Source organism: Paenibacillus sp. NRS-1781 (assembly GCF_050467745.1).
In the GTDB taxonomy this organism is placed as follows: domain Bacteria; phylum Bacillota; class Bacilli; order Paenibacillales; family Paenibacillaceae; genus Paenibacillus; species Paenibacillus terrae_A.
The window spans coordinates 20261-40818 of record NZ_JBITPI010000008.1; the positions used below are offsets into that span (position 1 = coordinate 20261).

The window sequence follows — 20558 nt, forward strand, 5'->3', positions numbered from 1 at the left end:
GTTACGGCTGACAAATAAACGGCTGGAGAGGTGTAGTTGTGTTTAAAGATTTATTCCAAAAGAAGCGTAAATACGCGACCATCCCTTCGGAACGGGCGCTGAGCGGCGATCAAGCGGACATGCCGGATCGTCCCAAACGGGAAATTCCCGAAGGTCTTATGACCAAATGTGGCAAATGCGGAAGCATTCAATACAGTAAAGAGTTAGAAAAAAATCTGAAAGTGTGTCCAGTATGCGGACACCATATGCGTCTTAATGCTATGGATCGTATTCGCATGGTGCTCGATGAAGATACATTTACAGAATATGATGCCGATATGATTTCGGTTGATCCGCTGGGTTTTCCGGGTTATGCAAGCAAGCTGGAACAGCAGACGCTGAAATCCGGTTTGCGAGAGGCTGTCATTACGGGCGATGGGCTCATTTATGGGCTTCCGGTTGTTGTTGCAGTGATGAGTTTTGACTTTTTCACTGGAAGCATGGGATCGGTCGTCGGGGAGAAAATTACCCGCGCTATTGAGCAGGCGATAGACAAGCGTCTTCCGCTTATTATTTTCTCCACATCTGGTGGGGCGCGTATGCAGGAAAGTATTTTGAGCCTGATGCAGATGGCCAAAACAAGTGCGGCTCTCGCTCGTATGGACGAGCAGGGCTTGCTCTATATTTCCGTTATCACCGATCCGACTACAGGTGGAGTATCCGCCAGCTTTGCTACACTTGGAGATATTAACATCGCGGAGCCGGGGGCAGTATTCGGTTTTGCCGGACGTATCGTGATCGAACAGACGATCAGACAGAAGCTACCGGACGATTTTCAAACCTCCGAATTTAATTTGCAGCACGGACAATTGGATATGGTTGTACATCGCAAGGAACTGCGCGATACACTTGGCCAACTGCTCGATTTGCACAGCGCGAAAGAGGTGGAATAAATGGCTGGCGAATTGCCTTTTGAAAAGCCCCTGGTCGAGATGCGACAGAAGATTGAAGAACTCAAGCAATTCGGACAGGATAAGCAAATTGATTTTACCGATGAAATTAACCGTCTGGAGGAACGTTATCTCCAGATGGAGGAAGAAATATATACGAACATTACAGCACCGCAAAAAATGCACGTGGCTCGTCATCATCAGCGACCGACATCACTTGATTTGATCGGGCAGGTGTTTACGGATTTCATTGAACTGCATGGCGACCGCCTGTATGGCGACGATCTGGCGGTCGTGGGTGGAATTGGCAAGCTGAATGGTATTCCGGTAACCGTTATTGGGCAGCAACGCGGCAAGGATACGAAGGATAATATTGCACGGTTTTTCGGGAGCGCGCACCCGGAGGGATTCCGTAAAGGCTTGCGTCTAATGCAGCAGGCTGACAAATTCAAACGCCCAATCATTACATTTATTGATACGAAGGGCGCTTATCCGGGTAATACAGCAGAGGAGAGAGGTCAATCGGAAGCGATAGCCCGCAATTTGCGGGAGATGGCAAAGCTTTCGGTGCCTGTTATTTGTGTGATCATCGGCGAGGGTGGAAGCGGCGGCGCACTTGCGTTTGCCGTCGGCAACCGTGTACTGATGCTGGAGCATGCCATCTATTCGGCTATTTCTCCAAACGGAGCGGCCTCGATTTTGTGGAAGGATGCTTCCAAGGCGGATCAGGCTGCCGAGGCCATGAAGATTACGGCGAATGACCTCCTGCGCATGGAGGTTATCGAGGATATCGTGCCGGAGCCGAAGGGGGGCGCTCATCGTAACTATGAAGTAACCGCTGCTGCTATCAAGGAGTCGCTGGAACGCCATTTAGCCGACCTTTTGAATATGAACTGCGACGAATTGAGGGAAGATCGGTATCAAAAGTTCCGAAAAATAGGCCAATATACCTTTTTAAAAACTTCGGAACCAGATCCTATGTTGTAATACGCTGGGAACGGGTAACAATAAATATGACGAACTTCCTATACAAATAGGAAAAAGTGTAGTAGATTTAATTGTTGGAAAAAGATATAAAGTAGCACCTTTGAAAACGGAGGAAAAACCCAAATGCGCAAAACTAAGATTGTATGTACCATCGGTCCTTCCAGTGAGTCATTGGAAAATGTGAAGAAACTGATTTTGGCTGGTATGAACGTAGCCCGCCTGAATTTCTCTCACGGTGATTTCGAGGAGCATGGCAACCGGATCAAAAATATCCGCCAAGCTTGTAAAGAGCTTAACAAAAATGTTGCTATTTTGCTCGATACGAAGGGGCCGGAAATCCGGACAGGAAAGCTCGAAGTTGAACCTATTGAGCTTGTTCAGGACGAGTATATTACGCTGACAACGGAAGAAATTCTCGGTACGAAAGATCGTATTTCCGTTACGTACCAGGATCTTCCCTCGGACGTGGAGCCCGGCTCCACCATTCTGATCGACGATGGTCTGATCGGACTCACCGTTATTGAAGTATCAGGCAGTGAAATCAAATGCCGCATTGTCAATGGCGGAACGATCAAGAGCAAGAAAGGCGTTAATGTTCCCGGCGTGAATATTTCCTTGCCAGGCATTACAGAAAAGGATGCTAACGACATCACTTTCGGTATTGAGCAGGACGTTGATTTCATCGCAGCTTCTTTTGTTCGTAAAGCGAGTGATGTACTGGAAATTCGTGAATTGCTGGCGAAGCATAATGCAAGTCACATTCAGATTATTTCCAAAATCGAAAATCAGCAAGGTGTCGACAATTTGGACGAAATTTTGGAAGCTTCGGATGGCCTGATGGTTGCCCGTGGTGACCTCGGTGTTGAAATTCCTGCTGAAGAAGTGCCATTGGCGCAAAAATTGATGATTACCAAGTGTAATGTAGCGGGCAAGCCTGTTATTACCGCAACACAAATGCTGGATTCCATGCAACGTAACCCGCGTCCGACTCGTGCGGAAGCGAGTGACGTAGCGAATGCCATTTTTGACGGAACAGATGCCATTATGCTGTCCGGTGAAACAGCTGCGGGTAAATATCCAGTAGAATCTGTATTGACGATGTCCCGTATTGCAGAGAAAGCAGAATCTGCTCTGAACTACCGTGATTTGTTCAAAAAACAAAGAACGGCTCAGGAAGTTAGTATTACGGAAGCGATCAGCCAATCCGTTTCTATTTCTGCGCTTGACCTGCATGCTAAAGCCATCCTGACGTCCACACAAAGCGGAACAACGGCGCGTATGATTTCCAAATACCGTCCACAAGCTCCGATTATTGCTGTGACAACGCAGGAAAGAACAGTTCGCCGCCTGGCTCTGATCTGGGGAGTACATGCAGTACAAGGCAAGCCTGTCGTGGACACGACGGACAAACTGATCGAAAACGCATTGGAAGGCGGTCGCAAATCCGGCCTCGTTAAAGAGGGCGATTTGGTTGTTATTACCGCAGGTATACCACTCGGTGCTTCTGGTTCTACCAACCTGATTAAAATTAGCTGTGTTCCTGCACAAGCGTAACTTTAGCTTATGCGGAATAACAGACAGGCTGTATCTTTTAGGTATGGCAGGGAGAGCATTCAAGTCACTTAGGACTTGGATGCTCTTTTTTTATGCTCTCCAGTTTCTAATCCTCCAGACCTTCTTTCCGTATAAAATCCAGAAATGCCTGCTGGAGCACGCTGAGATTAGTATCGCGTTGATACAGTATATTTATGTGATAACGCTCATGCTTCTCCTCGGCATCGGGCCAAGGAAGCCACTCTACCAACGGAGCGTCATTACCTTCGTTGTGAAGAACGCCACAGGCAGGGAAGAAGGCAAGTGCTTCCCCGACGCTTACCACTTGCTTTACCGCCTCCCATGAGTTCATTTCCAGATGGGGCTTGATTAGCGAGGAATACGGATCTACAACAGATGTCCCGCTATATCTCACCCATGTGTGCTTGTCCAGCATTTCAGTCCCCCAAATGTCCGTTGGCTTGGAAGAATGCTGTACAGACACAGACCTGATCACTCCAATCTGATCCGAAGCGACAGGCTCTGCCACCGTATGCTCGGGAGGATGTCCTCTGTCATCCAGAAAAGCAAAATCAATCTCTCCCTGTTGTAGAAGCAGTCTGACTTTATCCGGGGATTGAATGTCTAATCGAATTTGGCATTCTGGATATTGTTGAGCAAATGTAGCAATCATAGAGGGGAGTACATATGTGCCCGAGATGGACTCGGCGCCGAGGTGTAATTGTGCCTGCGACTGCTCTGCCAGTTCATTCACGGTTTGTCTTGCTTCTTGCTCCAGAGCAACCATCTGCTTGGCATAAGGCAGCAGTTTTTTGCCAGCTTCCGTCAGCATAATCCTTCCTTGTTGGGAGATGAACAGGGAGACACCCAGTTCCTTTTCCAGACTTTTCATATGAAAGCTGACGGTAGGCTGTTTAATGTGCAATGCCTCGGCCACATCCGTCGCCTTGTGGAATTTGTCGATCATCATTAAAATACGCAATTTTAAAATATTCATGGACTTGAACAGCTCTCCTTATATGGACATCATGTATAAAAAATTGACTATAGATTAATTATATACACAAAAACAATTTATCTATCAATATTTTATATTTCTTTTACAAAACCAAGTCGTTCGTCTAACATTCCAAGCCTACAATGTAAAAGTGTTGATGGTCATAAATAAAAAACCGTCACTTAAATAAGGGGAGGACAATAAAAAATGTTGAAAAAATGGCCGTTCATTCTGATGACTCTTACTATGGTATTTGCACTTGCAGCTTGTGGATCAGCTAACAATGCTGCACCACAAGGAGACGCTGCTACAGGAACAGACAATAAAGCAGCTACTGAACTGACAGGTAACATTCTGGCTGTTGGCTCCACTGCACTTCAACCATTGGTAGAGCAAGCGGGACAAAAATTTATGGCTGTAGATAAATATAAAGGAATTGCGGTTCAAGTGCAGGGCGGCGGTAGCGGTACGGGCTTAACTCAAGTTTCCGGCGGACAAGCGGATATCGGTAACTCCGATGTGTTTGCAAAAGAAAAGCTGGAGAGCGGTGCAGATGAGTTGGTTGACCACCAAGTAGCTGTTGTGGCTATGTCAGCAGTAGCCAATCCTAAAGCAGGCGTAACAGATTTGAAGAAAGATCAATTGGTACAAATTTTCACAGGTAAAATCACCAACTGGAAACAAGTTGGTGGCGCAGATCAAAAAATCGTTATCGTAAACCGTCCAAGCAGCTCCGGTACTCGTGCAACATTTGAAAAATATGCTTTGGGACAAAAAACGGAAGATCTGCCAGGCTCCATTCAGGAAGATTCCTCCGGTACTGTGAAAAAGCTGATTGCTGAAACACCGGGTGCGATTGGTTACCTCGCCCTGTCTTACATCGACAACACAGTAACAGCATTGAAATACGATGGTGTTGAAGCTAACGTGGAAAATGTAGAGCAAGGTAAATATCCAGTATGGGCATACGAGCATATGTACACCAAAGGTGAGCCAAAAGAGCATGTAAAAGCATTCCTGGATTACATTCTGTCTGATGAAATCCAAAAATCCGATGTCGTAGACCTGGGATACATCCCGGTGTCAGGCATGCAAGTTAAACGCGATGCTGACGGTAACATTACGAAATAAGGAGATATACACCTCCTGTTCGGATGAAATGCAGCTAAATGCAAGGTTATATTCACGGAGAAGAGGCGGACTAGCGTCCAGCCTCTATTCTTCCGTTAAAGGAGTCACAGTATGGAACCAATTGAAGGGAAGGCATACATGGAACAGAATAAACGATCCCGAGGTATGAAAGAAAGGCATTACTGGGAAGAATGGACCGGCCGCATTTATACGTCGGTTTGTGTCGTTTTTTTGGTTGCAGTTATTGTCTCCATCGTATTTTTTGTCGCCTCCAAGGGTGTAGCTACATTTGCGGTGAATGGAGTCAGTCTGCGAGATTTTTTCTTCGGTACCAAATGGAGCCCGGATGGTGAGCCCAAGTCCTTCGGCGCACTTCCGTTTATTACAGGCTCTTTTGCTGTAACCGTTCTGGCGGCCTTGATTGCCAGCCCGCTCAGCTTGTGTGCGGCTTTGTTTATGACCGAAATCGTACCGAAATCCGGTAAACGTATCCTTCAGCCTGCGATTGAATTGTTATCCGGTATTCCATCTGTAGTATACGGCTTTGTCGGCTTGACCGTAATTGTGCCGTTGCTGCGGGACGTGTTCGGGGGACAAGGCATCGGGATTCTCGCTGGCTGTCTCGTGTTGTCAGTGATGATTTTGCCGACCATTACGAGTATTATGGCGGATGCATTGTCATCCTTGCCAGGTGGCCTGCGCGAGTCCTCTTACGCCCTGGGCGCTACCCGCTGGCAGACCATTGCACGTGTTATTATTCCGACACTGCTGCCTGCTCTGTTAACAGGAATTATTCTTGGTATGGCTCGCGCCTTCGGGGAAGCGCTGGCTGTACAGATGGTGATCGGGAATGCTCCGCATATACCGCAATCCTTGCTGGAATCCGCTTCGACCTTGACCAGTGTTATTACACTTAGCATGGGCAATACAGCTATGGGCTCGGTTCATAACAATGCTCTCTGGAGCATGGCGCTTGTTCTCCTGCTCATGACATTCATCTTCGTGCTGCTGGTAAGGCTGCTTGAAAGGAGAAACCGGATTTGATGAAAGCTAAAACGACCGACAAAATCGCTACATTTGTAATCTGTTTCTTCGCATTGTTCATTGTCGCACTTCTGGTGGGACTGCTGGGATTCATTTTGGCACGCGGAGTCAGTCATATTTCCTTTGACTTTTTGACCAGTGCTCCTCAGACGTTACGCGCAGGTGGAGGCATCGGCCCGCAATTGTTCAACTCTGTATTTTTACTTATTCTAACCTTGATTATCACCATTCCCATTGGCTGGGGTGCGGGTATATACATGGCGCAATATGCGAAGCCGGGGAAAATTACGGACTTCATACGACTTGTCGTCGAGGTATTGTCTTCGTTTCCGTCCATTGTCATCGGTTTGTTTGGACTTTTACTGATCGTAAATACATTTAATTTTGGTTTTTCCCTGTTATCTGGAGCCCTGGCCTTGGCTGTATTCAACCTGCCGCTGATGGTTCGGACGACAGAACAGGCTTTCCGGGCTGTGCCCAAGGAGCAAAAGGAAGCCGGGCTTGCGCTCGGGCTGTCCAAGTGGAAAATCATTACCTCCATTTTGTTACCCGCTGCGTTGCCAAGTTTGATTACAGGGACGATTTTGGCCGCGGGCCGCATTTTCGGGGAAGCAGCAGCGTTGCTGTTTACAGCTGGGATGAGTACGCCGCCGCTTGATTTCACGGATTGGAATCCATTGCATGCCAGATCTCCCATTAATCCGATGCGTCCTGCCGAGACACTGGCTGTGCATATCTGGAAGGTTAACAGTGAAGGCATCGCTCCTGATTCCAAGGATATTGCCGCAGGTGCTTCCGCGGTATTGGTGCTGCTCGTACTTGCCTTCAACCTGATCGCAAGATGGTTCGGAAGAGTCGTCTACCGCCGGCTGACAGCTGCCAAACGGATGGATTAGAAAGGGGATGGGAAACATGGAACAAGTCATTACGCGAACGGCAACACCTGCAACATCCATACAATCTACGCGCTCGGAACAACTTGCGGTGCAAGCTCCACAACCATTCAGTACCGAGGATTTGAGCATCTATTACGGCAGCTTTGAGGCTGTGAAAAAAGTAAATCTGGCCTTTCCCAAGCAGACAGTGACCGCCCTGATCGGGCCTTCCGGCTGTGGTAAATCGACCTTTTTACGCTCCCTCAACCGGATGAATGACGAGATTGCGTCTTCTTCTACGACTGGGCACATCTGGATGGATGGGCAGGATTTGACCGCGCCGGGCACAGACGTGATCAAGCTGCGTCAGCAGATTGGCATGGTGTGGCAGCGTCCTAATCCGTTTTACAAATCCATTTACAATAACATCGCCTTCGGACCCAAATACCGGGGTGTTCGTAAAAAGAAACAGCTTGATGAAATCGTCGAAAGCAGTCTGCGTAAAGCGGCGTTATGGGATGAGGTCAAGGACCGCCTTCATGATTCCGCCCTGGCATTGTCTGGTGGACAGCAGCAGCGTCTTTGTATTGCGCGTGCGCTATCCGTCCAACCGAAAATTTTGTTGCTTGACGAGCCGGCCTCTGCGCTGGACCCTGTTTCTACAGGTAAGGTCGAAGAGCTGATTACCGAGTTGAAAAAAGATCTGCGCATCGTCATCGTAACGCACAATATGCAGCAGGCCGCACGGATTTCCGATTACACTGCTTATTTTTATATCGGGAGTCTGGTTGAGCATGGCAAAACGAATGATATTTTCACTAATCCTGAAAATGAGCTGACCCAGGAGTACATTATGGGCCGGTTTGGGTAAGCGACGCTGTTTGTCGACTTACTATACATGAGATAGGAAAAAAACCTCTTACTAATCCAGTATTAGTAAGAGGTTTTTTTAGTTTAGTAAACTCTTTCATTTGTATATAATAAAATATATTGATTATTTGGGTATATTTTCATATAATATAATTATCTATTTGTCCTGTATAAATAGTAGCCTAATTTGTCTATATATTGTACTTTTAAGCGTTGGGAATCGAATTATGCAAGAAGCTGAACTAAAACAAAGGGAGAGATTCAAATGAAGTTGAAATTGAGTTCAAAAGCAAGAATGATAGCGATTTCAGGTGCGGTGGTTACAGTTGCATCGGGACTCCTAAATCCCTCTTGGGTCGCGGCACAGGAAATTACGTCAGGTACAGGAGATTCAGTTCGTGAATCATCTACAGTCCCTTATGAGCTAACAACGGATTCAAATGTGGTACAGGCCGTTTATGGTGACGATGTGAATTCTAGTAATCTGGATGGTAATCAAATAATTAGACTATCGGCAGTGGCGAAACCTGCTGCTGTTGTCAATGCTGATAGCATCCTGGACAATATGCGTGATTTCAGCCAGTTTTCTACGGGGAATACATCCAAGGATACTGCGCTTGCCTTAAATATTGTATCCTGGCAATTGCCGCATGGCGGATTCTTCAAAGCTATGGAAAAGAATTATAAATCCAAGTGGGATGGCAAAGCTGCACGCTCTACCTGGAAGAGCAAGGATGGCGTAGAGCTGGGAACATTTGATAACGAGGCTACGACAACTGAAATTCGCTTTTTGGCGGATGTATACAAAAAAACAAAAAATAAAGACATCAAGAACAGTGTACAAAAAGCAGTTGACTTCGTTCTGACCTCTCAATATTCCTCCGGTGGCTGGCCGCAAGTATACCCTAAACGTGGAAATTATTCGGATGCCGTAACTTACAACGATGATGCAATGGTTAGAGTTATGGTTTTGGCTGACGATATTGTGAACAAGAAGCAGCCGTTTGATAGCGATATTCTGGACAATGCATATCGCTCCAAACTTCAGCAAGCACTAAAAAAAGGCATCCAGTACACCATTAAGTCTCAAATTGTAAATAATGGTACACCGACGATCTGGGGTGCACAGCATGATCCGTCTACTTATGCATCTGTTGCGGCCCGTGCATTTGAGCTTCCTTCCAAAACAACTACAGAGTCTGTAGGCATCACGGCCTTCTTGATGTCGCAACCGCAAACGTCTGAGGTGAAAAAAGCAGCTCAGAGCGCTTTGAAATGGTTTGATAGTAACCGGATCGACGGGATCAAATACAACCGTCAGGGTCCGACGTTTTTCCAAAAGGACGCATCAAGCGTAATGTGGTATCGCTTCTACAATGTGGAAGACAACAAGTATTTCTTTTCAGACCGGGATGGCAAAAAATATACGGACATTATGAAAATTAGTAAGGAAAGACGACTCGGTTATGCTTGGGCAGGAAGCCAGGCTAAGAGCCTGCTGAAGCTGGCCTCGGAAAGCGGATATTACAAACTGTCCAAGCCGTTGCCAAAATGATAAAGCCATCATTATAAAATGCTTGGGAGGGCGGAACCATCACGGTTCGGCCCTCTTTTTGTTCCGGGGCGGTAAATATGGTTTAATGGAGAGAGGGCAAAATAGAGATAAAGATGCACACAGATAGGAGAGCTTGTATGACACAAGAGGAGAAACAAACGGAATTGCGCTGGTATGGAGCACCGCTGCGTGTGCGTTATCAGGAAAGCGACCAAATGGGGGTCGTGTATCATGCCAATTATCTGAACTGGTTTGAGATCGGGCGTACGGAAATGATCCGGCAGGCAGGCTTTAACTATCGAAGCATGGAGGAACAAGGCGTTCTGCTGCCCGTTATCGAAATCAATGCGAAATATGTGAGTCCTGCCCGATATGATGATTTGATTACCATTTATACCGCGATTACGGACTTCTCCAGACTACGTCTGAACTACACTTATGAGGTCCGGCGTGTAACAGCTGAGGAGCATCAAAGCCAGGTGGGAAAGGTGTGGACACAGGCAGACACACTTCCGGGAGAGCTGCTCGTAACCGGGGTGACACGCCACGTATGGGTGAGCACTGAATGGAAGCCCGTCCGACTGGATCAGGCGTTGCCTAAGCTGTACACCGCGCTACGATCTGCGATGTCAGGCGGGGAGGGAGAGAAAGCATGATGATGCGCAAACGTCTGTGGCTGTTGCTGCTGCTTATTCCTCTGGCAGAGCTGTACGGGTTTATATGGGTAAGTCACTGGATTGGAGCGGGTAAAACCATTCTGCTTATCATTCTGACGACCCTGATCGGAGCCGCTATGATGCAATTTGAAGGACGCAAGGTCATTGCTGATGCGAAAAATGAAATGAATCGGGGACAAATGCCCGGCCGCAAAATGCTGGATGGATTATGTGTCTTTTTCGGCGGGAGCTTGCTGCTTATCCCTGGATTTTTAACGGATATTATCGGTTTTACGCTGGTTTTTCCTTTGACCCGTGCGTTGTACCGACGCTTTTTATTGAAATGGCTCGAGAAAAAAATGAAAAATGGCAGCATTACGTTTCGGCGGTTTTGACGTAAGCTGCCGTTTTTCCTACTCACATGATCTTAACGGACTCTTCCGGCAAGAATATAGTTGCGCAAGTCCTGAATGACATTGGCGCGATGGAGCGCGTCCACTACAATGAGGGACACAGGTCCGATAATCAGCCCCAACACACCAAACAGCTTGAGCCCGATGAACATCCCAATGAGGGTGGGAAGCGGGTTCAGACCCACGCTGCTTGCGAGCACCTTAGGTTCTACAATTTGCCGTCCCACCAACAGGATGATATAGAGGATCGACAATCCCACCCCTAATGCCAAATTACCCGACATATAGGCATATAAAATCCACGGAATCATCACAATGCCAACCCCTAAATAAGGAAGCAAATCAACCAGTCCGATCATCAAACCGATGGTGAAGGCGGATTCTACACGCAAAATGAACAGTCCAATAATGACGGTCACCGCAGTAATGGAGATTATAATAAACTGTGCGCGCAAATAACCAAACAACGCCTTGCGCAGATCGTGCCATATCCCCGACATGGGCTTGCGAATCGTATCAGGAACCGTATTCGAGAGCATTTGGCTATGTTGTTCCCAGTCTTTACTGATAAAAAATGCCGCTAATACAATAACCATCAGCACCGCGCCCATGTTAGGCAGAGAGGTCAGCAAATTCAGAATACCATTAAAAAATTGGGCAACCAGTGTGGTGACAGCCGAGCTTACCGTCTGGGTTGTTTTATCAATATTGCTGTTAATTGTATGGTAGTAATCGGGGTTATTGCGGATAAATTGGTTAATTTCATTAATCACATTTTGGATCAGATCGCTCTGAGTCCAGTCGATAAACAGGCTTTTAAAATGTTCAATATGCCCGTCAAAGGTCATGGTGAGCCTGATGATCTCTCGAACCATCCGAGTGATGGCCGCAGAGAGGACAATGGCGATTCCGCCTAAATATACAAATAACGAGACCGTGACAGCCATCCAACGTGGCAAGCGGGCCTGGCTGCGCAGAAAGTGAACGAGCGGATTCATGGCATAGGCCACAAGCCAGGCGAACAGGAAGGGATAGATGAGAGGGAACAGCACGTATATGCCCAACAACAGAGCTATAATCACGACTACGACCCAAAGAGCGCGAAATATGCGATTCAGGATCAACCGGCTCAAGCTCTCACGGCTCCTTTCTTTTACAGTTGATTCCATGAAATAAGTGCTTTACTATACATATGCGAGAAGGAGGTGAGACAAGACCTGTGTACAAAAGTGCAAATGGATTAAAAAATTATGTAAGGGGTTTCAAAAAAATATTTATAGAACCGATAAAACATTTGAATGTGTCGGAATAGCCCTGAATGTTCACATAAACGACAAAATCCAGTATAGTGAAAGAAGGTTTAAATATTGACATATGGCGTTAACATTACTTATTTATTTAAAAGGCAAAACTTACTTTTGAAAATGTTTACATTGCAAGTCCGTTCACAATGTTTTTACAAAGGAGAGATGTAACGATGACAGCGACTAAAGGTCTGGAAGGGATCGTAGCGACCACTTCCTCCATAAGCTCTATCGTAGATGGCGTTCTCACGTACCGGGGTTATAACATTGATGATTTGGCTGTTAACGCCGCTTTTGAAGAGGTAGCTTATTTGTTGTGGTTCGGAAAATTGCCTGATCAAGCCCAATTGCAGGAGCTTCGCGACCAACTAAGCGAATATGCTGCCATTCCGGATGAAATTATTACTCAATTAAAGCTGTACCCAAAAGATTTGAGCACGATGGCTGCCCTGAGATCAGCTGTATCGTCTCTTGCCTTGTATGACCCACAGGCGGATGATATGTCGAGAGAGGCCAATGTGATCAAAACCGTCAAGCTTCAGGCGCAATTGCCCACAATTGTGGCGGCCATAGCGCGTGTGCGCGAAGGGCTGGAGCCGATTGCGCCCAAGAAAGGTGTTTCTATCGCCGAAAACTTTCTGTATCAGCTTACTGGCAAAGACCCGGAAGAGACGGCTATCAAAGCGTTCGATCAGGCTCTTGTGCTGCATGCCGATCATGAATTGAATGCATCGACCTTTGCTGCACGCGTGACGGTAGCAACACTATCCGATATTTATTCCGGCATTACGTCGGCAATTGGAGCTTTGAAGGGACCACTGCATGGCGGAGCCAACGAAGCTGTTGCCAAAACCCTGGAGGAAATCGGCGGTTTGGATCAGGTGGATTCGTATATTCAGACCAAACTGGATAACCGCGAAAAAATTATGGGCTTTGGACATCGTGTGTATAAAAACGGTGATCCGCGTGCCAAGCATTTGCACAAAATGTCCCGCGAACTGGGCGAAATGAACGGCGATACGACGTTGTTCGATATTTCGGTTCGAATCGAGGAAATTGTGACAGGACAAAAGGGCTTGAAGCCAAATGTTGATTTTTACTCTGCCTCTGTTTATACCCAACTGGGTATCAAAAGAGACCTGTTCACACCGATCTTTGCCGTGAGTCGTGTATCCGGGTGGACTGCGCACATTTTGGAGCAGTACGAAAATAATCGTCTGATCCGTCCGCGTGCTGAATATACAGGTCCGATTGACCAAAAGTATGTGTCTCCGGAATTACGCTAATCACTTGTTGTACGAATATTGAGGCTGTATACCCTGAATTAAAAAAATAAGGTACAATAGAAGGGACGGCGAGAGATGCGCGTTTTTGTCTATGATGAAGATCACGTCTTTCGCCCTGTACCCATTCATATCTGAGGAGGAAAAGGAACTTATGGCGAAATTTGAAAAGTTTGAGCTCCCAACTGAAGGCGAAAAAATTACGATTGATAACGGTCAACTACAGGTTCCGAATCATCCGGTTATTCCATTTATCGAAGGCGATGGCACAGGCCGCGACATCTGGAAAGCATCCAAGCGCGTACTGGACGCAGCTGTAGATAAAGCATATAACGGCACCAAGAAGATTGCCTGGTATGAAGTATTCGCTGGTGAGAAAGCTTTCAATACATACGGCGAGTGGTTGCCTAACGATACCTTGGAAGCCATCCGTGAGTATATTGTAGCCATCAAAGGGCCGCTTACGACACCGATTGGCGGCGGCATTCGCTCTTTGAACGTGGCATTGCGTCAAGAGCTGGATCTGTACGTATGTCTGCGTCCTGTTCGTTACTTTAACGGTGTTCCGTCTCCGGTGAAGCGTCCTGAATTGGTAGACATGGTTATTTTCCGTGAGAATACCGAGGATATTTATGCGGGTATTGAATATGCCGAGGGCTCCGAGGACGTGAAAAAAGTCATTCAGTTCCTCCAACAGGAGCTGGGTGTGAACAAAATCCGTTTCCCAGAAACGTCAGGTATCGGGATCAAACCGGTTTCCTCCGAGGGCTCAAAACGTCTGGTGCGTGCAGCCATTCAGTATGCTGTTGACCACGGACGCAAGAGCGTAACGCTCGTACACAAAGGCAACATTATGAAATTTACCGAAGGTGCCTTCAAAAACTGGGGTTATGAAGTGGCTGAGGAAGAATTTGCAGATAAAGTATTCACTTGGGCTCAATATGATGCTATCAAGGAAAAAGATGGTGAAGATGCGGCAAATGCTGCTCAAAAAGCAGCTGAAGATGCAGGAAAAATCATCATTAAGGATGCGATCGCTGACATTGCACTGCAACAAGTGCTGACTCGTCCTTCCGAATTTGATGTTATTGCTACACTGAACCTGAACGGAGACTATCTGTCCGATGCGCTGGCTGCTCAAGTCGGTGGAATTGGTATCGCACCAGGTGCGAACATTAACTATGTAACTGGGCATGCTATCTTTGAGGCTACACACGGCACAGCGCCAAAATATGCTGACAAAGATGTCGTAAACCCTGGTTCCGTTATTTTGTCCGGCGTGATGATGCTTGAGCATTTGGGCTGGCACGAAGCGGCAAACCTGATTTACAAAGGACTGGAAACGTCCATTAATCAGAAAATCGTAACGTATGACTTTGCCCGTCTGATGGAAGGCGCTACACAAGTGAAATGCTCCGAGTTCGCAGATACCATTATTAGTAACCTGTAGAGAGGGGAATGCCACGTGACCATTCAACGCAAAAAAATATCCATTGTTGGCGCCGGTTTTACCGGTGCCACTACCGCATTGCTGCTGGCCCAAAAAGAGCTGGGTGATATCGTTCTGATCGATATTCCGCAACTTGAGAATCCGACCAAAGGCAAAGCGCTTGATATTTTAGAGGCCAGTCCTATTCAGGGATTTGACAGCCAGGTCACAGGCACTTCCAATTATGAGGATGCAGCCAACTCGGATATCGTCATTATTACAGCGGGGATTGCGCGCAAGCCAGGCATGAGCCGTGACGATTTGGTAAATACGAATGCAGGCATTGTAAAATCCGTATGTGAAAACGTGAAGAAGTATGCGCCGGATTCTATCGTCATTATTCTGAGTAATCCGGTCGATGCGATGACCTATACCGCCTATCAGACGCTCGGTTTCCCGAAAAATCGGGTCATCGGCCAATCTGGTGTGCTGGATACGGCGCGATATTGTACCTTTATTGCACAGGAACTGAACGTATCCGTCGAAGACGTGCGTGGCTTCGTATTGGGTGGTCACGGTGATGATATGGTGCCGCTGGTACGCTATTCCAGCGTTGGTGGTATCCCTATCGAAACCCTGATTTCGCAGGAACGTATCGAAGCGATTGTAGAACGGACGCGTGTCGGTGGCGGGGAGATAGTTAACCTGCTGGGTAATGGTAGCGCATACTATGCCCCGGCAGCCTCGCTTACGCAGATGACAGAAGCGATTGTGAAAGACAAAAAACGTATTATCCCGGTCATTGCCTATCTGGAGGGAGAGTACGGTTATCAGGACTTGTTCCTCGGCGTACCGACACTTCTTGGTGGTAATGGTATCGAAAAGGTGTTCGAGCTGGAATTGACCGACGAGGAAAAAGTAGCGCTTGATCAATCCGCCGAATCAGTCCGCAATGTAATTAAAATAGTAACCGTATAGGTTCGATTTTCTACTAAAACGGTATACTTTTACTTGAAGAGGTGTCCCAAAGCCATAGTTATGGCCGACGGACACCTCTTTATATAGAATTTAATTAATTTCCCCGGTATAATAGATTTCGTATGCGTTGATAGTGTACATAGAAAAGCATGTCCCAAAACACTGAAATGATGACATTCAGGTAAACAAAGAAATGGAGGCTGAAAACTATGTTTTTTATTCACATGATCGGATCGCTGGCGCTGGGTTTTTATATATTGCTCCCCTTCGTAGTTGGCAAAATCGACAAGCTGGCCCCCTCCGTGCAGGAAGGAACGATATCGGCTGTTCAACTATTGAACCGTTTGGCTCAATTTGCAATGATCATTTTGCTCGTTAGCGGCATCTATATGATTTTTGCTTGGGGTCCATATTCCGTAGCATGGATCGTCGTCGTTTTGCTGCTGTTTCTGGCTATCTCCGGCATCGCAGGTGCTATGGGCAAGCCGTTACGTTTATCGCTGGAAGCGATTCGTAACCAACAGCCCATTACGCAATACGCTGGAAAAATGCGCATGTTCAGTACATTGCTTGCGGTATTTCTGATCCTCATCACGTTTTTAATGGTATATAGCCATATTATTTAATGAAGCATTTTGCGAGTGGCTGCAAATCGAATGATACAAAATGCTAAATTGAAAAAAGCGGTTTGTGCTGAATAAGCACAATCCGTTTTTTTGTGCGTCCAACGAACCTCATACTCCTTTTTCGTTTAACGTACAAGCCCGTGTGGTAAATCAGGAGTAGGGTGGATACAAATGTTGCATCCTATAAGATATCTAATCTTGAAAGGAGAATGCACGATGGCCAAAAGCAATCAGACCCAACAAACCTTGCCCCCGCAGCATCAAGAACAGCAACCGGGGGTCGAGTCCAAAATGTCGCCTGCACCTCAATTTGAGAAGTCTACCTATAAGGCGGCTGGCAAGCTAACAGGCAAAGTCGCACTCATTAGCGGTGGAGATAGTGGAATTGGACGCGCAGTAGCTGTTACGTACGCCAAGGAAGGTGCTGACGTAGCTATCGTCTATCTGAACGAGCATAAGGATGCTGAGGAGACGAAGCGTCAAGTAGAGCAGGAGGACCGCAAATGCGTGCTGATCCCCGGCGATATCGGAGATGACCAATTTGCCAAAAAAGCAGTTCAGCAGACGGTTAACGAGCTGGGCAAGCTGGACATTGTCGTGAACAATGCCGCAGAGCAGCATCCACAGCAAAAGCTGGTGGATATCACGAAAGAGCAGCTGGAGCGTACATTCCGCACGAACATTTTCGGCATGTTTTTCCTGACGCAAGCAGCATTGCCGCATTTGAAGAAGGGCAGCGCAATTGTTAACACCACGTCGATTACGGCCTATGCTGGTAACAAGACACTCATTGATTATTCATCCACCAAAGGGGCGATTACTTCATTCACCCGTTCTCTTTCGCTCAATTTGGTCGATCAAGGCATTCGGGTAAACGCTGTCGCGCCGGGACCGATCTGGACACCGCTGATCCCTTCGACCTTTGATGCCAAGACCGTCAGCGAGTTCGGAGGGGCGCAGCCGATGAAACGTCCCGGTCAGCCGGAAGAATTGGCACCAGCCTATGTGTATCTCGCCTCAGATGATTCATCTTATGTAAGCGGGCAGGTTATCCATATCAACGGCGGTGAAGTCGTAAACGGATAAGAGAGAGGTTGGGGCATGTGTGCCCTGACCTTTTTTCCTTTTTAACAGTGGAACAAAAAGCAGGTGGCCTGTAGAATGGGACTTAACTTACAGCTGTTATGATCAAAAAATTTCTACTCAACTAAAGGATGGGCATATGTATGAAGTCATTTCGTTTCAGGCTTACCTTGATGATGCTGATTTTGATCGGCGTATCTGTCCTTGCTGCTGGAATCACCATGGGACAAATTTTTAAAAACTCGAACATGAAGGTACTTGAGGAAAATATGGGGCGTGAGATCGACCTGCTTCGGGCTACATTTCCTTTTGTCAGCGCAGACGCTCTTTCCAGTACTGATTACGTCTCCTACTATTCAGAAAAGGCCAAGGAAATTGCACGTCTGACGGACTCACGGGTGACCTTCATTCGCAAGGATGGAACGGTTGTTGGCGATTCACTAAGCGATCCGCGCAAGATGGAGAACCATGTATCACGTGAAGAAATTCGGGAAGCCGCGTCTGAAGGAATCGGACGGACGATACGCTATAGTGAAACTTTGCAGCGAAATATGCTGTACGTGGCAGAGCCTGTTGTATCCGACAAGGGGTTTGACGGATATATCCGTTTGTCCATGAATTTGAAGGCGGTAGAGGAAGGTGTGCAGCGTGGCTGGACGGCGATTGGCATTGGTCTGGTCTTGTTGTTTCTTGCCGCTGGATTGGTCAGTTACCGTATCGCGCGTGGCCTAACCTCGCCTATTGAGCATATTACAGGCGTAGCCAATCGTATTTCCGGGCTGGATTATGACGCAAGAGTTGGCATACAGCGCAGGGATGAGGTAGGGCAACTGGGTGAAGCGATTAACCGCATGGCGGACAGTCTGCAAAACCAAATGAAAACGATACGTGATAATGAGGATTTGCTTCAGAGCGTCATGAGCAATATGACCGGAGGGATTCTCATGATTGATGCCGGGGAGCGGATTGCGCTTGTGAACCGTGAGTCTGAGCGGATGCTCGGTGTCACTAGCACACGGGTGACGGACAAGCCGTATCATGAGCTGAAAAAGCACTACGAGCTGACGAAGCTGATCGAGGGCAGTATACAGAGCCGCGACAGACTGCATGGTGAGGTCCATCTGTATAATCCCGAGGAACGGCTGATTTTGCTCGATGGTGTGCCGATGTATGAGGATGAAGGCAGATATCGCGGCATGCTGTTCCTTTTGCAGGATATTACAGCTATTCGGCGGCTGGAAAATATGCGGAGCGAATTTGTGGCTAATGTTTCCCATGAGCTAAAAACGCCGATTGCCGCAGTCAAGGGCTTTGCCGAGACGTTGCTCGGTGGCGGGGTTAAGGATGAGGAAACAGCCCGTTCCTTTTTGCAAATTATTTATGATGAAAGCGAACGGCTCAATCGGCTGATCGGCGACATTCTGGAGCTGTCCAAAATTGAATCCAAGCGTTCCCCGCTGGATTGCTCTCCGGTTCATGTATCCTCGTTTATAGAATCATTGCTGGAAAAATTGAATAATGTAGCTGCCAAAAAAAGAATTACACTGCATATGGATGTCCCGGATGAACTGTTTATGGAGGCGGATGAAGATAAGCTCCAGCAAATTTTTGTAAACCTTCTGTCTAATGGCATTAACTACACACTTGACGGCGGCAAGGTGAAAATCAAGGTTGTAACAGTACAGCGGGAGAATGACACGGAGAAGGTCGTATTTACAGTTAGCGATACGGGCATCGGGATTCCAAAGAAGGACCTGCCACGCATCTTTGAGCGCTTTTACCGGGTGGATAAAGGGCGTTCGCGCAACTCGGGGGGAACAGGTCTGGGATTGTCCATCGTCAAGCATTTGGTGGACCTACATCATGGGGGGCTTTCCGTGGAAAGTGAGCTTGGTTTGGGCACGACATTTACGATTGAATTGCCGTTATTGCAACAGGAAGAATGAACTAGTTTGGTTTTTACATTCTGTTAACAATGCCGTGATAAAATATACGGGTGTCGCATGAGTATGGAAAAGATTTTGGAATTTTGACCAATGCGCCTTTAAAAGGTAAACAGGAGATGAATTTATTTATGGGACAACGCTTGCTGGTTATTGAGGATGAACCAACGCTTGCCAGATTGCTATCCTACAATTTGATACAAGAGGGTTTTGAAGTAGATACGGAGGATCACGGCAGTGCAGGGTATGAAAAAGCCTCCAGAGAGTCCTATGATTTGATTCTGCTGGATTTGATGCTGCCCGGTATGAACGGACTGGATATTCTGAGCAGACTCCGCCATCAGGGACTAACGACTCCAATCATTATTTTAACAGCCAAAAACGGCGAAGCTGAGGTTGTCCAAGGATTGAAATCAGGAGCGGACGATTACATCACGAAGCCTTTCGGTGTTTCCGAGCTGCTGGCCCGCGTAACGGCTGTGCTGCGAAGAACCTCCGGTGGGGATGAAGGCGTGCTATCCGATCAGAAAGACGGCTCCAAAATTCAATTAGGCGAGCTGGAGATTTATCCTGAGAAATATGAAGTCATTCTCGGAGGACAATCCATCAGCTTAAGGCCCAAGGAATTTGAGGTGCTCCTCTATTTGTCCCGTAAGCCGGGTGTGGTATTGACTCGCGACGATCTGATGAACGCGGTTTGGGGCTTCGACTACATTGGCGGTCAACGGACGGTGGACGTGCATGTTAGCTCATTGCGCAAGAAGCTCGAGCTGGACCCCGATTCGGTTCATATTGATTCGATTCGCGGAGTCGGATACAAACTGGTTGTTAATAAAAAAAGAAGCGCTTCTCATTTGCTATAAATGAGGAGCGTTTTTCTTGTGCGCCCGGCATGGGCGAT

Annotated in this window: 19 protein-coding genes; 17 read left to right on the forward strand and 2 right to left on the reverse strand. The window is 47.1% G+C overall.

What is annotated here, in order from left to right; all coding sequences use genetic code 11:
• Positions 1–38: 38 nt before the first annotated feature.
• The 3 genes from accD to pyk all read left to right on the forward strand — a co-directional run bounded on the left by accD (position 39) and on the right by pyk (position 3470).
• A complete protein-coding gene (gene accD / locus ACIFO6_RS02510; protein WP_430037771.1) occupies positions 39–932 on the forward strand; it encodes an acetyl-CoA carboxylase, carboxyltransferase subunit beta in 894 nt (297 codons plus the stop codon).
• Positions 933–1916 (forward strand): acetyl-CoA carboxylase carboxyltransferase subunit alpha, encoded by a 984-nt coding sequence (locus ACIFO6_RS02515; protein WP_430037774.1) that lies wholly within the window; start codon positions 933–935, stop codon positions 1914–1916.
• Between the two features lie 123 nt (positions 1917–2039).
• Positions 2040–3470 carry a pyruvate kinase gene (gene pyk / locus ACIFO6_RS02520; protein WP_044648779.1) on the forward strand — a complete coding sequence of 477 codons (1431 nt, stop codon included), beginning with the start codon at positions 2040–2042 and terminating at the stop codon, positions 3468–3470.
• A gap of 106 nt (positions 3471–3576) precedes the next feature.
• Here the strand turns inward: pyk and ACIFO6_RS02525 are convergent, their stop codons facing one another.
• Positions 3577–4467 (reverse strand): LysR family transcriptional regulator, encoded by an 891-nt coding sequence (locus ACIFO6_RS02525; protein ID WP_430037777.1) that lies wholly within the window; start codon positions 4465–4467, stop codon positions 3577–3579.
• A 207-nt stretch (positions 4468–4674) separates the two neighbouring features.
• Between ACIFO6_RS02525 and ACIFO6_RS02530 the strand changes: the two genes are divergently transcribed.
• The 7 genes from ACIFO6_RS02530 (at position 4675) to ACIFO6_RS02560 (ending at position 10993) form a co-directional block, all read left to right on the forward strand.
• Entirely contained in the window at positions 4675–5598 is a 924-nt protein-coding gene (locus ACIFO6_RS02530; RefSeq protein WP_430037780.1) for a phosphate ABC transporter substrate-binding protein PstS family protein, read from the forward strand.
• A gap of 111 nt (positions 5599–5709) precedes the next feature.
• Positions 5710–6642 (forward strand): phosphate ABC transporter permease subunit PstC, encoded by a 933-nt coding sequence (pstC, locus tag ACIFO6_RS02535; RefSeq protein WP_430037783.1) that lies wholly within the window; start codon positions 5710–5712, stop codon positions 6640–6642.
• Positions 6642–7538, forward strand: a complete 897-nt coding sequence (gene pstA, locus ACIFO6_RS02540) for a phosphate ABC transporter permease PstA (RefSeq protein ID WP_014280701.1) — start codon at positions 6642–6644, stop codon at positions 7536–7538. The genes pstC and pstA overlap by 1 nt, the downstream gene beginning before the upstream one ends.
• 16 nt (positions 7539–7554) lie before the next feature.
• On the forward strand, positions 7555–8388 hold the full coding sequence (gene pstB, locus ACIFO6_RS02545) for a phosphate ABC transporter ATP-binding protein PstB (RefSeq protein WP_430037786.1): 834 nt from the start codon (positions 7555–7557) through the stop codon (positions 8386–8388).
• A gap of 264 nt (positions 8389–8652) precedes the next feature.
• Positions 8653–9942, forward strand: coding sequence for a pectate lyase (gene pelA, locus ACIFO6_RS02550; protein WP_430037789.1), 1290 nt, complete (start codon positions 8653–8655; stop codon positions 9940–9942).
• A gap of 137 nt (positions 9943–10079) precedes the next feature.
• Entirely contained in the window at positions 10080–10598 is a 519-nt protein-coding gene (locus ACIFO6_RS02555) for an acyl-CoA thioesterase (protein ID WP_430037792.1), read from the forward strand.
• Positions 10595–10993, forward strand: a complete 399-nt coding sequence (locus tag ACIFO6_RS02560; protein ID WP_013309596.1) for an FxsA family protein — start codon at positions 10595–10597, stop codon at positions 10991–10993. The genes ACIFO6_RS02555 and ACIFO6_RS02560 overlap by 4 nt, the downstream gene beginning before the upstream one ends.
• 32 nt (positions 10994–11025) lie before the next feature.
• On the opposite strand, the gene ytvI is transcribed toward ACIFO6_RS02560, so the two are convergent.
• Complete coding sequence (ytvI, locus tag ACIFO6_RS02565; protein WP_430037795.1) at positions 11026–12144, reverse strand: sporulation integral membrane protein YtvI; 1119 nt, start codon at positions 12142–12144, stop codon at positions 11026–11028.
• Positions 12145–12488: 344 nt separating this feature from the next.
• Between ytvI and citZ the strand changes: the two genes are divergently transcribed.
• The 7 genes from citZ (at position 12489) to ACIFO6_RS02600 (ending at position 20520) form a co-directional block, all read left to right on the forward strand.
• A complete protein-coding gene (gene citZ, locus ACIFO6_RS02570; RefSeq protein ID WP_430037798.1) occupies positions 12489–13601 on the forward strand; it encodes a citrate synthase in 1113 nt (370 codons plus the stop codon).
• Between the two features lie 151 nt (positions 13602–13752).
• A complete protein-coding gene (gene icd / locus ACIFO6_RS02575; protein WP_430037801.1) occupies positions 13753–15048 on the forward strand; it encodes an NADP-dependent isocitrate dehydrogenase in 1296 nt (431 codons plus the stop codon).
• A 15-nt stretch (positions 15049–15063) separates the two neighbouring features.
• Positions 15064–16005, forward strand: coding sequence for a malate dehydrogenase (gene mdh, locus ACIFO6_RS02580; protein WP_430037804.1), 942 nt, complete (start codon positions 15064–15066; stop codon positions 16003–16005).
• A gap of 209 nt (positions 16006–16214) precedes the next feature.
• Positions 16215–16631 carry a hypothetical protein gene (locus ACIFO6_RS02585; RefSeq protein ID WP_430037807.1) on the forward strand — a complete coding sequence of 139 codons (417 nt, stop codon included), beginning with the start codon at positions 16215–16217 and terminating at the stop codon, positions 16629–16631.
• Between the two features lie 216 nt (positions 16632–16847).
• Positions 16848–17717: an SDR family oxidoreductase gene (locus ACIFO6_RS02590; protein ID WP_430037810.1), complete on the forward strand. Its 870-nt coding sequence runs from the start codon at positions 16848–16850 to the stop codon at positions 17715–17717.
• A gap of 140 nt (positions 17718–17857) precedes the next feature.
• Positions 17858–19660 (forward strand): two-component system histidine kinase PnpS, encoded by a 1803-nt coding sequence (gene pnpS / locus ACIFO6_RS02595; RefSeq protein WP_430037813.1) that lies wholly within the window; start codon positions 17858–17860, stop codon positions 19658–19660.
• A 128-nt stretch (positions 19661–19788) separates the two neighbouring features.
• Entirely contained in the window at positions 19789–20520 is a 732-nt protein-coding gene (locus ACIFO6_RS02600) for a response regulator transcription factor (protein WP_430037816.1), read from the forward strand.
• Positions 20521–20558 lie beyond the last annotated feature (38 nt).

Bases quoted from the DNA above. Each gene is read 5' to 3' on its own strand.
- ACIFO6_RS02585 (WP_430037807.1), top strand. From the start codon at position 16,215: ATGTTTTTTATTCACATGATCGGATCGCTGGCGCTGGGTTTTTATATA.
- ACIFO6_RS02525 (WP_430037777.1), bottom strand. From the start codon at position 4,467: ATGAATATTTTAAAATTGCGTATTTTAATGATGATCGACAAATTCCAC.
- pyk (WP_044648779.1), top strand. From the start codon at position 2,040: ATGCGCAAAACTAAGATTGTATGTACCATCGGTCCTTCCAGTGAGTCA.
- pstA (WP_014280701.1), top strand. From the start codon at position 6,642: ATGAAAGCTAAAACGACCGACAAAATCGCTACATTTGTAATCTGTTTC.
- ACIFO6_RS02530 (WP_430037780.1), top strand. From the start codon at position 4,675: ATGTTGAAAAAATGGCCGTTCATTCTGATGACTCTTACTATGGTATTT.
- pstC (WP_430037783.1), top strand. From the start codon at position 5,710: ATGGAACCAATTGAAGGGAAGGCATACATGGAACAGAATAAACGATCC.
- ACIFO6_RS02515 (WP_430037774.1), top strand. From the start codon at position 933: ATGGCTGGCGAATTGCCTTTTGAAAAGCCCCTGGTCGAGATGCGACAG.
- icd (WP_430037801.1), top strand. From the start codon at position 13,753: ATGGCGAAATTTGAAAAGTTTGAGCTCCCAACTGAAGGCGAAAAAATT.
- ACIFO6_RS02600 (WP_430037816.1), top strand. From the start codon at position 19,789: ATGGGACAACGCTTGCTGGTTATTGAGGATGAACCAACGCTTGCCAGA.
- citZ (WP_430037798.1), top strand. From the start codon at position 12,489: ATGACAGCGACTAAAGGTCTGGAAGGGATCGTAGCGACCACTTCCTCC.
- ACIFO6_RS02555 (WP_430037792.1), top strand. From the start codon at position 10,080: ATGACACAAGAGGAGAAACAAACGGAATTGCGCTGGTATGGAGCACCG.
- ACIFO6_RS02590 (WP_430037810.1), top strand. From the start codon at position 16,848: ATGGCCAAAAGCAATCAGACCCAACAAACCTTGCCCCCGCAGCATCAA.
- ACIFO6_RS02560 (WP_013309596.1), top strand. From the start codon at position 10,595: ATGATGATGCGCAAACGTCTGTGGCTGTTGCTGCTGCTTATTCCTCTG.
- pnpS (WP_430037813.1), top strand. From the start codon at position 17,858: ATGAAGTCATTTCGTTTCAGGCTTACCTTGATGATGCTGATTTTGATC.
- pstB (WP_430037786.1), top strand. From the start codon at position 7,555: ATGGAACAAGTCATTACGCGAACGGCAACACCTGCAACATCCATACAA.
- pelA (WP_430037789.1), top strand. From the start codon at position 8,653: ATGAAGTTGAAATTGAGTTCAAAAGCAAGAATGATAGCGATTTCAGGT.